Origin of the sequence: Endozoicomonas sp. ALC013 (assembly GCF_049310205.1) — a bacterium.
GTDB lineage: Bacteria > Pseudomonadota > Gammaproteobacteria > Pseudomonadales > Endozoicomonadaceae > Endozoicomonas.
Map to the genome: position 1 here is coordinate 22,678 of NZ_JBLYNS010000047.1, position 11,065 is coordinate 33,742.

17 protein-coding genes are annotated in these 11,065 nt (G+C 49.7%); 12 read left to right on the forward strand and 5 right to left on the reverse strand.

Annotated elements, in window-relative coordinates:
* Nucleotides 1-187 precede the first annotated feature (187 nt).
* Both ACO6V1_RS10795 and ACO6V1_RS10800 read right to left on the reverse strand, forming a co-directional pair.
* Complete coding sequence (locus tag ACO6V1_RS10795; RefSeq protein WP_422466844.1) at nucleotides 188-1,621, reverse strand: AAA family ATPase; 1,434 nt, start codon at nucleotides 1,619-1,621, stop codon at nucleotides 188-190.
* Nucleotides 1,593-2,321 (reverse strand): bifunctional DNA primase/polymerase, encoded by a 729-nt coding sequence (locus tag ACO6V1_RS10800; protein ID WP_422463468.1) that lies wholly within the window; start codon nucleotides 2,319-2,321, stop codon nucleotides 1,593-1,595. Before ACO6V1_RS10800 ends, ACO6V1_RS10795 begins: the two co-directional genes overlap by 29 nt.
* Before the next feature lie 138 nt (nucleotides 2,322-2,459).
* Between ACO6V1_RS10800 and ACO6V1_RS10805 the strand changes: the two genes are divergently transcribed.
* The 10 genes from ACO6V1_RS10805 (at nucleotide 2,460) to ACO6V1_RS10850 (ending at nucleotide 8,886) form a co-directional block, all read left to right on the forward strand.
* Nucleotides 2,460-3,152, forward strand: a complete 693-nt coding sequence (locus ACO6V1_RS10805; protein WP_422445491.1) for a LexA family protein — start codon at nucleotides 2,460-2,462, stop codon at nucleotides 3,150-3,152.
* Nucleotides 3,153-3,444: 292 nt separating this feature from the next.
* Nucleotides 3,445-3,864, forward strand: a complete 420-nt coding sequence (locus tag ACO6V1_RS10810; RefSeq protein ID WP_422466846.1) for a DUF7173 family protein — start codon at nucleotides 3,445-3,447, stop codon at nucleotides 3,862-3,864.
* Nucleotides 3,864-4,310, forward strand: a complete 447-nt coding sequence (locus tag ACO6V1_RS10815; RefSeq protein WP_422445495.1) for an ATP-binding protein — start codon at nucleotides 3,864-3,866, stop codon at nucleotides 4,308-4,310. Before ACO6V1_RS10810 ends, ACO6V1_RS10815 begins: the two co-directional genes overlap by 1 nt.
* On the forward strand, nucleotides 4,295-4,591 hold the full coding sequence (locus tag ACO6V1_RS10820; RefSeq protein ID WP_422466848.1) for an AAA family ATPase: 297 nt from the start codon (nucleotides 4,295-4,297) through the stop codon (nucleotides 4,589-4,591). The genes ACO6V1_RS10815 and ACO6V1_RS10820 overlap by 16 nt, the downstream gene beginning before the upstream one ends.
* 50 nt (nucleotides 4,592-4,641) lie before the next feature.
* Complete coding sequence (locus ACO6V1_RS10825) at nucleotides 4,642-5,151, forward strand: DUF669 domain-containing protein (RefSeq protein ID WP_422466850.1); 510 nt, start codon at nucleotides 4,642-4,644, stop codon at nucleotides 5,149-5,151.
* A 221-nt stretch (nucleotides 5,152-5,372) separates the two neighbouring features.
* Nucleotides 5,373-6,011, forward strand: coding sequence for a hypothetical protein (locus ACO6V1_RS10830; protein ID WP_422466852.1), 639 nt, complete (start codon nucleotides 5,373-5,375; stop codon nucleotides 6,009-6,011).
* Between the two features lie 139 nt (nucleotides 6,012-6,150).
* Complete coding sequence (locus ACO6V1_RS10835; RefSeq protein ID WP_422466854.1) at nucleotides 6,151-6,423, forward strand: hypothetical protein; 273 nt, start codon at nucleotides 6,151-6,153, stop codon at nucleotides 6,421-6,423.
* A gap of 15 nt (nucleotides 6,424-6,438) precedes the next feature.
* Entirely contained in the window at nucleotides 6,439-6,915 is a 477-nt protein-coding gene (locus ACO6V1_RS10840; RefSeq protein WP_422445503.1) for a hypothetical protein, read from the forward strand.
* On the forward strand, nucleotides 6,905-8,593 hold the full coding sequence (locus tag ACO6V1_RS10845; protein WP_422466856.1) for a DEAD/DEAH box helicase: 1,689 nt from the start codon (nucleotides 6,905-6,907) through the stop codon (nucleotides 8,591-8,593). The genes ACO6V1_RS10840 and ACO6V1_RS10845 overlap by 11 nt, the downstream gene beginning before the upstream one ends.
* A gap of 32 nt (nucleotides 8,594-8,625) precedes the next feature.
* Nucleotides 8,626-8,886 carry a pyocin activator PrtN family protein gene (locus ACO6V1_RS10850; protein ID WP_422445507.1) on the forward strand — a complete coding sequence of 87 codons (261 nt, stop codon included), beginning with the start codon at nucleotides 8,626-8,628 and terminating at the stop codon, nucleotides 8,884-8,886.
* 129 nt (nucleotides 8,887-9,015) lie between these two features.
* Here ACO6V1_RS10850 and ACO6V1_RS10855 read toward each other — a convergent pair whose 3' ends face one another.
* Together ACO6V1_RS10855 and ACO6V1_RS10860 are read right to left on the reverse strand one after the other, a co-directional pair.
* Complete coding sequence (locus tag ACO6V1_RS10855; RefSeq protein WP_422445509.1) at nucleotides 9,016-9,309, reverse strand: type II toxin-antitoxin system RelE/ParE family toxin; 294 nt, start codon at nucleotides 9,307-9,309, stop codon at nucleotides 9,016-9,018.
* Complete coding sequence (locus ACO6V1_RS10860; protein WP_422445511.1) at nucleotides 9,302-9,547, reverse strand: type II toxin-antitoxin system ParD family antitoxin; 246 nt, start codon at nucleotides 9,545-9,547, stop codon at nucleotides 9,302-9,304. The genes ACO6V1_RS10855 and ACO6V1_RS10860 overlap by 8 nt, the downstream gene beginning before the upstream one ends.
* A gap of 235 nt (nucleotides 9,548-9,782) precedes the next feature.
* On the opposite strand from ACO6V1_RS10860, the gene ACO6V1_RS10865 reads away from it, so the two are divergent.
* Complete coding sequence (locus ACO6V1_RS10865) at nucleotides 9,783-10,124, forward strand: type II toxin-antitoxin system RelE/ParE family toxin (protein ID WP_422445513.1); 342 nt, start codon at nucleotides 9,783-9,785, stop codon at nucleotides 10,122-10,124.
* A 12-nt stretch (nucleotides 10,125-10,136) separates the two neighbouring features.
* Nucleotides 10,137-10,418 carry a Fis family transcriptional regulator gene (locus ACO6V1_RS10870; protein WP_422445515.1) on the forward strand — a complete coding sequence of 94 codons (282 nt, stop codon included), beginning with the start codon at nucleotides 10,137-10,139 and terminating at the stop codon, nucleotides 10,416-10,418.
* Between the two features lie 120 nt (nucleotides 10,419-10,538).
* Here the strand turns inward: ACO6V1_RS10870 and ACO6V1_RS10875 are convergent, their stop codons facing one another.
* Nucleotides 10,539-10,922 carry a tyrosine-type recombinase/integrase gene (locus ACO6V1_RS10875; protein WP_422446149.1) on the reverse strand — a complete coding sequence of 128 codons (384 nt, stop codon included), beginning with the start codon at nucleotides 10,920-10,922 and terminating at the stop codon, nucleotides 10,539-10,541.
* Nucleotides 10,923-11,065: the final 143 nt, after the last annotated feature.

The window sequence follows — 11,065 nt, forward strand, 5'->3', positions numbered from 1 at the left end:
GGATATATATATATCCAGTGTGGGGAAGGTGAGGTGGCGGCTAAAGGCATCCGCTACGGTTAATCACCTGAAAAATAAGAAGTTTTGAGGAAAAGAGAGGAGCCTCAATATAAAGAATCCTCATAAGTTATTAAGAAAGGAGGCAATTGACTGTTTTTTAAACAGTACATTACCTCACCCGAGCCCTTTATTTTTTCTCTGAAATCACAGACTGACCTTTTTCAGAAATAGAGATAAACGGCGCATCCATCATCAAAAACTCACACTCTACCAAGGCATCAAATGTGCGAGACCAGTTCTTGCTGGATATGAAACCCTCCCGAAAACAGGCATCACGCAAATTCCTTGTTTCGATCCTGGCAAGGCCGGGACTTCTGTCGGCTCTAACCAGTGTCGCTTTTGCTTCACCAATCAATCTTTCCAGTGTTTGGATGACCCGCTTTTGCTTTTCCCCGATCCGAATTTCTGCCTGTAACCGGCCTTGCTCTCGAATATGTTCGCGGTTCTCTTGCTGCTTGATCTTCAGTGCATTGGCTTTATCCAGGTATTGCAGAACACAGCTGTATTGCGGCTCGCCTTCTTCGTCATTGAAGGGCAGACGCACAGAGCCAAACTGAAAGTTCATTTCATCCGGCTCATCAGCGTCCTTCATTTTTTTGGGGGTAATCTTGATTTCATCGTCTGCTTTAACCACCGCATACTCGGCATCCAGCGCACCTTTGAGCGCACTGTTACACCGGGCGCGATCTTTCGAGCCCACGCCGGTATGATGGACGATCAGTACATTGCAGCGATATTTTGAACGCAGATACTCATCAATGTGACCAATAAAGGTGCTCATTTCCCGAGTTGAATTTTCATCCGCAGGCCCGAAGTTTCTTGCCAGGGTATCAATGACAATCATGGAAGGCGTAACACCTCCAGTATCACTGACTATTTTTTCAATGCTGTCACTGACCGCCCGGGCACTGGCCAGACTGGTCAACGCAGCGGAACACTGACTGATATACAGCGGCACATTGCGCAGGTTGTAGCCATAAAAGCTCTGCCAGGCCATAAAGCGACGGGAGAGGCCATTGAAGCCTTCCCCGGCAATGTAAAAGACAGGCCCCGATTGCTTGACAGGTTTGCCATGCCAGTCCTTGCCTGTCGCCACACAGCAAGCAAGATCAATGGCTGAGAAGGATTTCCCACAACCTGGTTCTCCAAACATCAGGGAAAGGCTGTCCATTTCCAGAAAGCCCTTGATCAGCCAGTTAATTGGTTTCACGCCTTTAACCAGTTCCTCTATATGGCTAAAAGCGAACTCTGGCTTACTGCTGGGCAGTGGCTCAATAAGAATGGAGGAACCAGGGTTATTGTTGTTATGGGTGCGGGAAATGCTGGCAATGGTGGTATTCAGCTCAGCATCAGACAACGGTGGATTATTAGACTGGTTCCATTGATCCAGAATGGCTTTGACTTCTCTGAGTGAAGAATTCTGCCGGAGCAACTGGCCAGCCATACTCGCTGCTGCATTATTTCTCCCCTGTCCTTCTGCCAGATTACTTCCGTCGTGTGGTAATGGGTATTGATCCGTGGAGAACCCCAGGTCACCCGTTGGCTTCTGCAGCCTGCCCATTGAAGCCATTGATGGTGGCAATATCCACAGGCATCAGCATGGGCAGATCGTGCAGATCACTGATATCCATATACCCGTCCGTTTCCCATTGATAGAGTGTACCGTCTGCATGGGTACTGCCGGGCGCTACTACATAACCACCAATGCCGCGCAGATCGATCTTGTTTTTTCTGACTGAGTTATGAACGGGATAGTCCGGGTTGACCCGAAAGTAGTAGTGCTTGCCTTTACTGGTGGTTGCTCGCAATGGCGTCCGGGTAATGGCACCTTCTTCAATAAACTGCACCGCTTCTTTACTGTCCGCATCCACGACCACCACACCGTATCCGGTAATGATCGCCCAATTGGTATGTGGGTAGAGGTTGGTCCAGTTATCAATGGTGCTGTCGTCCGGTGCTTTATCCTGATACTGCTTCCAGCGAAACCGGGGAGCTTTTGGCCATTCGACGTTTGCTTTCTCTTTATCTCCTGAACAGCGACCGTCTACAAACCATGCAGGCGGTTCTTCAAATGGGGAACCGAGTGGCACAATAGAGAGACCGGCTTCATTCAGCTTCCACGCTTCCGTGGTGGTATTGGGAAGTGTCACATCCATATTATTGTCCTTGTGGCGATGTCCATTTTTCAGAGACAAAAGCGTCCCTGCCCGTGATCGGGTTAGTTTTTTAAAATGGGTAGAGCGTTGCGGCGGGTAGTCCATTATCGTCGTTTCATGGTCGCCTCCTGCGATTCAGACGAATAACGCCCTAAATATGTACCACCATGATACTTTAATAACAAGTACAATTGTATTATTTTGATGGTGTATCTTTTTGGTGTTGTACGGTTTAATAGAGTCATGGACATACAAGAAATAAGACGCCACAACGCCCGCTTGCTGGCCGAGAAAGGAAAAACACTGGCCAACTTTGCGGAAGTGATCGGACGCCCCGCCACTCAGGTCAGCCGGTTTATGGGCAAGAACCCGACACGCAGCATCGGCTCCAAAATTGCCCGGGAAATTGAATACGGCTTCAATAAGCCCCACGGCTGGCTGGATATCTACCACGAGACCGCCAACGACTCCCGCCAACTGAAAACCCATGGCAACCTGCTAGTCTCGGGCTATGACATTGAAGGCACCCGGAGCATTCCGGTCATTTCCTGGGTACAGGCGGGTGACTTTAACGACAATGGCAGACTGTACGCCCCAGTGGATGACACCACCGAATACACCGCCTATCACGGCCGGATCAGCAATGGTGCCTATGCTTTGATTGTTCAGGGTGACTCGATGGTCAGCCCATATCCTGGGCAAATGAGTTTTCTTCCGGGCAGCCGGGTGGTGATTGATCCCGCCCTGGAACCACAACCCGGGCAGTACGTGGTCGTTCGCCTGCCGGGAACCGATGATGTCACCTTAAAACAATTGGTGCGGGATAATGGCCAACTGTTCCTCAAACCACTGAACCCGCAATACACGACCATGCCATTCCCGGAAGACGGTCATATTTGCGGTGTCGTGGTCAGCATCAATACCAAGCTCAGTTGATACATTTCTCAATTTATCTTCCCCCCCCTCTTAGCCAGAAGGGGGTTTTGTATCAAAAAATACCTTTCCCAACTCACTGATCTTATTTCGCATTTTCATTATTTTTATAAGATGTATCTTTTTGGTATTGACATACAGATCAGTTAAGGAACATATTTGATAGCAGATGGCTGAACGGATGTACGCCATCGATTCAACAGACGAACTCACCCTGACACTGAAAAACAGGCCACTGATGCCTGCCGGGTTCGTTCGCCCTGAAGAAAGCCAATAACAAAAAGGATGACACTCTATGAAAGAAAACCCCTCCACTGCCTCGCCCCTCCCACTGGACCAACTGGCTCATGAACTGGAAGTTGCCAAACAGGCAGAAAACCAGGCCAGAGAGCAGCGCATGGCTATTGAGCAGCAGCTCTGCAAGCTGGTTGGCACTAAAGAAGAAGGCAGTTTTTCGGTCAAAGGCGATTACTACAAGGTGACCACCGTCGCCGGAATGAGCCGTGTCGTGGATTCAGAAAAATGGGCGGCCGTTCGACAACAACTGCCTGCGGATATCGCCCAATCGGTGATCCGTAGCAAACTGGAAGTTAACACCCGGCAATTGAAAAGCCTGCAACAACTGAATCCCGCCCACTACCAGCTGGTCTCCCAGGCCATTACTACCAAACCAAAGAAAGTCAGCGTCAAGTTTGAACGGCTGGAGGTTCAGTAATGGCTATTTCACTGGAATCCATCAGCCGCTCTACCGGCATCAAGGCTCCCCGGATTGTGGTTCATGGTGGCCCAGGGCTTGGTAAAACCACCCTGGCCGCCGGTGCACCGAACCCGATCTTTATCTGTACCGAAGATGGTTTGGGCAAACTGGAAGTCGACGCCTTCCCCATGATGCAGTCATTCCAGGATGTTCTGGATGCCATCACGGTTCTTTACTCATCCGACCATCACTATCAGACGCTGGTGATCGACAGTCTGGACCATCTGGAACCGATGATCTGGCAGCACCTGTGCGATACGTATGTTGGCTCAAAGGGCGAACGGTACCAGGCCATTGAAGACTTTGGTTATGGACGAGGCTTTCTGGAGGCGCTGAATCTCTGGCGCCAACTGCTGGATGGACTGGAAGCCCTGCGTAACGAAAAGGTATGGCCTTTATTCTGATCGCCCATTCCGAGATCAAACGGTTTGAGAGCCCGACCACCGACAGTTATGACCGGTACCAGATCAAGCTGCACAAACGGGCTTCTGAACTGGTGCAGGAAACCGTGGACTGCATCTTGTTCGCTGATTACAAGACCGTCATCGAAAAAGAAGAAGCCGGTTTCAATAAAACCAAAACCCGGGGTATCAGCACCGGCCAGCGTTACCTCTATACCGAAGCCAAACCTGGCTTTATCGCCAAGAATCGCTATGGACTGCCAGCAGAACTCCCCCTGGACTGACAGGCTTTCAGCGACGCTATGACCTCAAGCCACTGAATAAGGAGATTGAAATGGCACAGTTAGGTTTTAATGCAGACGACTACGATCCAACGGATGAGTTTGAGCCCCTGCCGCCCGGTGAATACCTGACCATGATCACTGAGGCCTCCCTGGATAATACCAAGTCCGGTGGCCAGATGGTGAAGCTCACCTACACGGTAATGGAAGGCCAGTTTGAAGGCCGCAAGCTCTGGTCTCAGCACAATATCGTCAACAGCAGCCCAAAAGCGGAGGAGATTGGCAGGAAAGAGATCAGCCGTATTGCCCATGCGGTTGGCCAGCCCCGGATTAACGACACCGAACAGCTGTTACAGCAGGTGATCCGAATCGCTGTTGTGTTGAAACAAGACCCGGGCTTTGGTCCAAAGAATGAAGTCAAGAAGTGGATCAGTGCCGGTGGTCAAACCATGCAGAGCGCACCTGCACCTCAGCAGCAGACACCTGCCCACAATCCGGCACCTGCCCAACAACTACCCCATCCGGCGACTCAGTACGCAGCACCGCCCTGGGGGCAGAAGTAACTCGTCATTAGTACCAAGGGGGCTTTGCCCCCTTCATTCAGGGAATGAAATTTATGTTTTTTAATTCTACGGGCACCTCCGCCCGGAAGCTCGATAGAGCAAGATTTACCAAACGACGACCTTCCAAAACAGAGAGAAAGCGAAAACGCAAAGCCCAGCGAATGGCCCGACGGTTAAACAAAAAGCAGAAATAGGCTCAGAGCCAGGGAAGGTGAAGCATTGTGAAAATCCCCGAACCCAACAAAACGACCATCAAAGCGATTATCCGGCATTATGAGGACAACCAGGGTGGTGCATTCCGGGCGCATCTGGGCGGTTCAATTATTGGTCGCCCCTGTGACCGGGCGCTCTGGTATACCTTTCGCTGGTGTACTGATGTGAAGCATGGAGGCCAACTGCTGCGACTGTTCCAAACGGGTCATCTGGCAGAAGAACGGTTTGTTGCTGATCTGCGTAATGTGGGCATCAAAGTCTTTGAAACCGATCCAGCCACTGGTAAACAGTTCAGAATCTCGGCCTGCAACGGGCATTTTGGTGGTTCATTTGATGGTGTGGGCCAGGGCTTTATCGAAGCCCCCAAAACATGGCACCTGATCGAGATGAAAACCCACAATGAGAAGTCCTTCAATAACCTGGTTAAAAAAGGTGTAGAGGAAGCCAAGCCAGAACACTTTATACAGATGCAGGTGTATATGTACCTGGCAAACCCTCAGCTGACCCGAGCCTTCTATATCGCCGTGAACAAAAATACGGATGAGCTGTATGGTGAGCGGGTTCGGCTTGATCCTGTTATTGGCAAAGCAGCCATAGAAAGCGGAATGCATTATTGCCAGCGACCGTCCTCTGAGCAAAATCAGTGAAGACCCCAGCTGGTACCTCTGCAAATTTTGCGACCATCAGGCCATCTGCCACGGACAAAAAGCCCCTGCGGTTAATTGTCGTACCTGCCTGCACAGCACACCCGTTGAAGATGGCCAGTGGCACTGCGCCCGTCATGATATGGAAATCCCGGAATCGGTTCAGATGTCAGGTTGTGAACTCCACCTCTATAACCCTTACCTCTTAGAGCAATTTGCTGAGCCCATTGATAGCGATGAGTTTTGGATACGTTATCGCCTGAAATCAACGGGCGAGGAATTCATAACTGGCACAGATAAAGGCCAGCTCTCCTCTCAGGAAATTCAGGCAGTAGAAGACAAGCGCCTGCTGACGGATGAAAAGTTGGCAGGACTGAAAACTCAGTTCGATGGAACGATTGAAAATAATCAATGAGAAGGAAAATGAGCAATGGATCATTCAAAACGCTATCGCTTTATACCAGCTAGCACACCGCCTGCGGCAGATCAAATTGACCTGATCGGCCTCAATTCAGAAAGTGGACTCTGTATCACGGATTATCAGCAAGGTAATTTCTACCCCCGGGTTACCCACTACCTGATCGAAGATACAGCACCGTTTGAGCAATATGCTCAAGCCGCTTGCGATGAAACCATCAACGACCTGGAAAAACAGTTAGAACAGTTTCAGAACCAAACCATCCAACTCCGGGACTTGTTCGCCATTGCCGCCCTGATGGCTGAGTTTACCTGTAACCGTGGCAGCGCCATTGAACCGGCGGTGAATTTTGCTTACACCATTGCGGACAAAATGCTGATGGCCAGGGAAGCTGACGACAGAAAACCAACATCCGTCGACCGTAAAGCAACAGAACGAGTGGCCAATAAGATCATCAACCAGATGAAGGGCTTCGACAATGGCTTTTGAACTCCGCTGGTACCAGCAGGAGGCCATTGATGCGATCTATCAATATTTCAGTGCTTCTCAGGGTAACCCCTTGGTCTGCGTCAGTACCGGCGGCGGCAAGTCAGTGATCATCGCTGACTTTATCCATGGGGTTTTACAGCACTGGCCAGACCAGCGCTTCCTGATTCTCTCCCATGTGAAAGAGATCATTGAGCAAAACCATGAAAAAATTGTCGCCCAATGGCCAGAAGCACCAACGGGCATTTATTCTGCAGCTATGAACTCCCGCAACACTAACGCTCAGATACTGTTTGCCAGTATCCAGAGTATTCATAAACGAGCAGAACAGTTGGACCATTTTGACTTGCTCATTATTGATGAATGTCACCTGCTCAATAGTGAAAGCTCAGAGACGATGTACTCCCGCCTGATTGCAGGCCTGCGAGAGATCAACCCTACACTGAAAATAGTCGGCTTCACCGCCACCCCTTACCGGATGAAACAGGGCTTGCTCACAGAAGGCAAGAAGCCGCTCTTTGATGAAATTGTCTATGAGACAGACATCCAGCGACTAATTGACGATGGACTTCTATCTCCCCTGCGCTCCAAGGCTGGGAAAGACAAGATTAACCTTGATGGAGTCAGAACCCGGCAAGGTGATTACCTCACCAGCGATATGGAAGCCGCAGTCAACAAGAACGATGTCACCGAAAAGGCCGTGGCTGAAATAATCCAGTATGGTAAGGAGCGTAAGGCATGGCTTATCTTCTGCGTCACTGTCGTCCATGCTGAACAGGTTAAGGAACTTCTGACAGCTGAAGGCATCAAGGCCGAATGTATCACTGGAGAAACCCCAAAAGATGACCGGGCCCAGATACTGGCGGACTATAAAGCAGGCAAGATAAAAGCCCTCACCAGTCAAGGCGTCCTGACCACCGGCTTTGACGCACCTTTAACCGATATGATTGCCCTACTCCGCGCCACCAAATCACCCGGACTTTACGTGCAGATATTAGGCCGAGGTCTGCGGATCAGCTCAGACACTGGCAAGACTGACTGTCTGGTTCTGGATTATGGCGGCAATGTCGAACGGCATGGTCCCATCGACCGAATCACCGTTGACCATATAAAAGCAGGCAAAGGCAACGGAGAGCCGCCGGTTAAGGAATGCCCGGAATGTTTTGAGCTAATCCTTGCAGGCCTGCGGGTTTGCCCTGCCTGCAACTATGAATTTCCGGAACGGGAGAAGCATGAAGCAGAAGCTTCCACCGCCGCACTGTTGGCCAACCAGGTCAAACCAGAATGGCTGGAGGTGGATGAAGTTTTCTACAGCATCCATGAAAAGTTTGGCAAGCCCCCTTCCCTGCAGGTCACCTATCGCTGTGGCTTTGACACCATTCGGGAGTGGGTCTGCTTTCAGCATGGCGGTTATGCCCGGCAGAAAGCGGTCATGTGGTGGGTAAAACGACTGGAACATGCACCAGTCCCAGAACTCACGGTGGATGCTTATCAGCACTTGACTATACAGAATGATATGAAAGAGCCCTGTCGTATCGAGGTACTTCAAGAGGGCCGATGGCATCGCATAAAAAGCTTCGACTTCACCATAAAACCCGATACGCCCAGTGCCTGGAACCATAACCCTGAAGAAAGACCAAAGCCGACTCAGAACCGTGCCTGCCGGGATGGACGTTTTTGATACGGATATCAATTTTTAAACAGGAGAAAACCATGAATACCGAACTGATGCTCTTCGCCAAGTATGAAAAGCCCTACGTGCCACTGGAAGACGTTTGCCAGGAGTTCTTTGGCATGTGTGAAAAACGGGCGAAGCTGGCTGCAGCCTCTCAAAAGCTGCCGGTTCCGGTGGTGCGTACCATGAACAGCCAGAAATCGCCGTGGATGGTGAAAATTTCAGACCTGGCAGTTTATATTGACGCCCGGCATGAGCGATACCGGAAGACGTGGGAAAAGGTCCAAGGTGTTATTTAAGGGTGTTGCCGGTCAGTAATACCGGCATTACTTTTCCCGCTCTGGAATCACAACCACCTCAATATTATTTTCCCGGCATCGCTCAATCCTTGAACAAAACCAGCCCTTGCTCTCTTTAGCTGCCAAGCTCTATACATTCAAAGCTTCGACAAAATCCTGCCTTCCCAAAATACGAACAATCAAAACCCCATCGTCAAGCTCAGAGTAATAGACAGCATGCACTCCATACACACTACGCCGATAACCTTCACGAATATGACGGATAGCAGGATAATGATTTGGGTGACGCGCGAGTGAGTTCAGATGCGTTTCCAGGCCATCCAGATAACGACTGGCTTGCTCATACCCGAAGCAATCAAGACCAAACTCAAATATTCGCTCAATATCCTGTCCGGCCTCCACCGATAGATGGTACCTAGTCATGCTTGACTCTCCGGGCTAATACACGATCCCGGATATCATCTACTGTATCGTTGCTGATCCCGCTGTTTTCACCGGCAATAAGCGCACTCCGAAGCGATTCTGTCGCCTCCTGACGCCGCCTGGCCTGACGAATCAAGTCATTCACCACTTCACTTTTACTGCCATACTCGTCGCTCTCAACCTGAGCCTGCAACCATTGGTCATTGGGTGAGGTGAGGGTAATACTTTGCCTGGCCATGGGTCATCTCCTGCCTATCCATTGTGGTGCAATATTACACCAGATTAGCACAAATGTGACCATTGGCCAGATGTCTCAGGAATGAAAGCGAAAGGTGGGAACAGGTTCATGACATGCAACATTACTGCCGGTAGATCATCTTACCGGCAAAACCCGGCTATATTTATGATCCTTCCTATATAAATTTGACCTGAAGTTTTTTTCAGCTAGAATGTACCTAAAATGGTACAAACCAATGAAAGTGATTTCTGTTCGATTCTACGCCACACAATCGGGCCATGAACCAGTGCTTGACTGGCTAAAGGCTCTAACCCGCGAAGATCGCCGGACTGTGGGGCAAGATATCAAGACTGTTGAAATCGGCTGGCCTATTGGCATGCCGGTAGTTCGAAAGCTGGATAAGGGGCTTTGGGAAGTGCGCAGTGACCTGACAGGCGGCAGAATTGCCCGTGTACTGTTTACTGTCGCTGACGGTGAAATGGTGTTACTGCACGCCTTCATTAAGAAAAGCCAAAAGACCCCGGCCAGTGATCTTGAGTTGGCGAAGTTACGGCGCAACGACGTATTGAGAAAATAAAAGGAGGCAACAATGAGCAATCCTCACATCGGAAGCAACTTTGATGACTTCCTGGCAGAAGATGGCCTATTGGCCGAATGTCAGGCTGAAGCCATGAAACGGGTTATTGCCTGGCAGATTGATGAGTACCTGAAGAAAGAAGGTGTGAACAAATCCGCTTTTGCCAAACTGCTTGGAACCAGTCGCTCACAACTGGATCGGCTGCTTGATCCAGACAATACAAGTCTGAATCTCAGAACATTGTCCCACGCGGCCGAAGTGATGGGAAAACGATTGGAACTCAGGCTGGTATAGGCTGAACCCGGCATTAACGCTTGCTTTGTCGCAAGATTGGCCATTTAAAACGTATGAGTAACCGGTGCGCTGATCTTGCGAAAAGCGGGAGGAGTATTATTGTCCATAACGATAGGGCTATTAGCGATACAGCACAATAATATCTGCGCTGTGCTCAGCCCCTTTTACAATTCCCTGCTGCCAGCGAGAATTCAGACACTCATTTCTGGCCCAATAATTCTCTTCCATTGCCTTACAAACAGCCCAGTAATCCGGTGGATTCCGATGGATCAGGTGGGTATAACGGCGCAGGTTATCCCAGGTCTTATGACCACTACGAATGGCCACCTCCGGAATACTCATTTTCTGTTCAAAGAAGCGGGAAATGCCCTCATGGCGGAAAGAGTGAAACCGCAACTCCGGGAATCCCAGCGCCTTGGTTCGCTCTGAAAATTTGGTTGATATCGACTGCGCCTTGTAAGGAAAAATCCCAGCAATTCCCGCAAAAAATAGAAAAATGAAGATTTTCCCTTAATTGTTTTATTGATTTTTTAGACACAACCAGAACCATCAGAAAAAAACTGATCAATAGGTTAATTTAAATACACTGAAGAAAATGGTTTTTTATTGGTAATTATGCCGTATCAGGGAATAAACTCCGGATGCTT

Coding starts and splice junctions, on each gene's coding strand:
- ACO6V1_RS10850 (WP_422445507.1), top strand. CDS start 8,626: ATGAATACCGAACTGATGCTCTTCGCCAAGTATGAAAAGCCCTACGTG.
- ACO6V1_RS10820 (WP_422466848.1), top strand. CDS start 4,295: ATGGCCTTTATTCTGATCGCCCATTCCGAGATCAAACGGTTTGAGAGC.
- ACO6V1_RS10810 (WP_422466846.1), top strand. CDS start 3,445: ATGAAAGAAAACCCCTCCACTGCCTCGCCCCTCCCACTGGACCAACTG.
- ACO6V1_RS10825 (WP_422466850.1), top strand. CDS start 4,642: ATGGCACAGTTAGGTTTTAATGCAGACGACTACGATCCAACGGATGAG.
- ACO6V1_RS10855 (WP_422445509.1), bottom strand. CDS start 9,309: ATGACTAGGTACCATCTATCGGTGGAGGCCGGACAGGATATTGAGCGA.
- ACO6V1_RS10860 (WP_422445511.1), bottom strand. CDS start 9,547: ATGGCCAGGCAAAGTATTACCCTCACCTCACCCAATGACCAATGGTTG.
- ACO6V1_RS10840 (WP_422445503.1), top strand. CDS start 6,439: ATGGATCATTCAAAACGCTATCGCTTTATACCAGCTAGCACACCGCCT.
- ACO6V1_RS10805 (WP_422445491.1), top strand. CDS start 2,460: ATGGACATACAAGAAATAAGACGCCACAACGCCCGCTTGCTGGCCGAG.
- ACO6V1_RS10795 (WP_422466844.1), bottom strand. CDS start 1,621: ATGGGCAGGCTGCAGAAGCCAACGGGTGACCTGGGGTTCTCCACGGAT.
- ACO6V1_RS10865 (WP_422445513.1), top strand. CDS start 9,783: ATGAAAGTGATTTCTGTTCGATTCTACGCCACACAATCGGGCCATGAA.
- ACO6V1_RS10815 (WP_422445495.1), top strand. CDS start 3,864: ATGGCTATTTCACTGGAATCCATCAGCCGCTCTACCGGCATCAAGGCT.
- ACO6V1_RS10870 (WP_422445515.1), top strand. CDS start 10,137: ATGAGCAATCCTCACATCGGAAGCAACTTTGATGACTTCCTGGCAGAA.
- ACO6V1_RS10800 (WP_422463468.1), bottom strand. CDS start 2,321: ATGGACTACCCGCCGCAACGCTCTACCCATTTTAAAAAACTAACCCGA.
- ACO6V1_RS10845 (WP_422466856.1), top strand. CDS start 6,905: ATGGCTTTTGAACTCCGCTGGTACCAGCAGGAGGCCATTGATGCGATC.
- ACO6V1_RS10835 (WP_422466854.1), top strand. CDS start 6,151: ATGGAAATCCCGGAATCGGTTCAGATGTCAGGTTGTGAACTCCACCTC.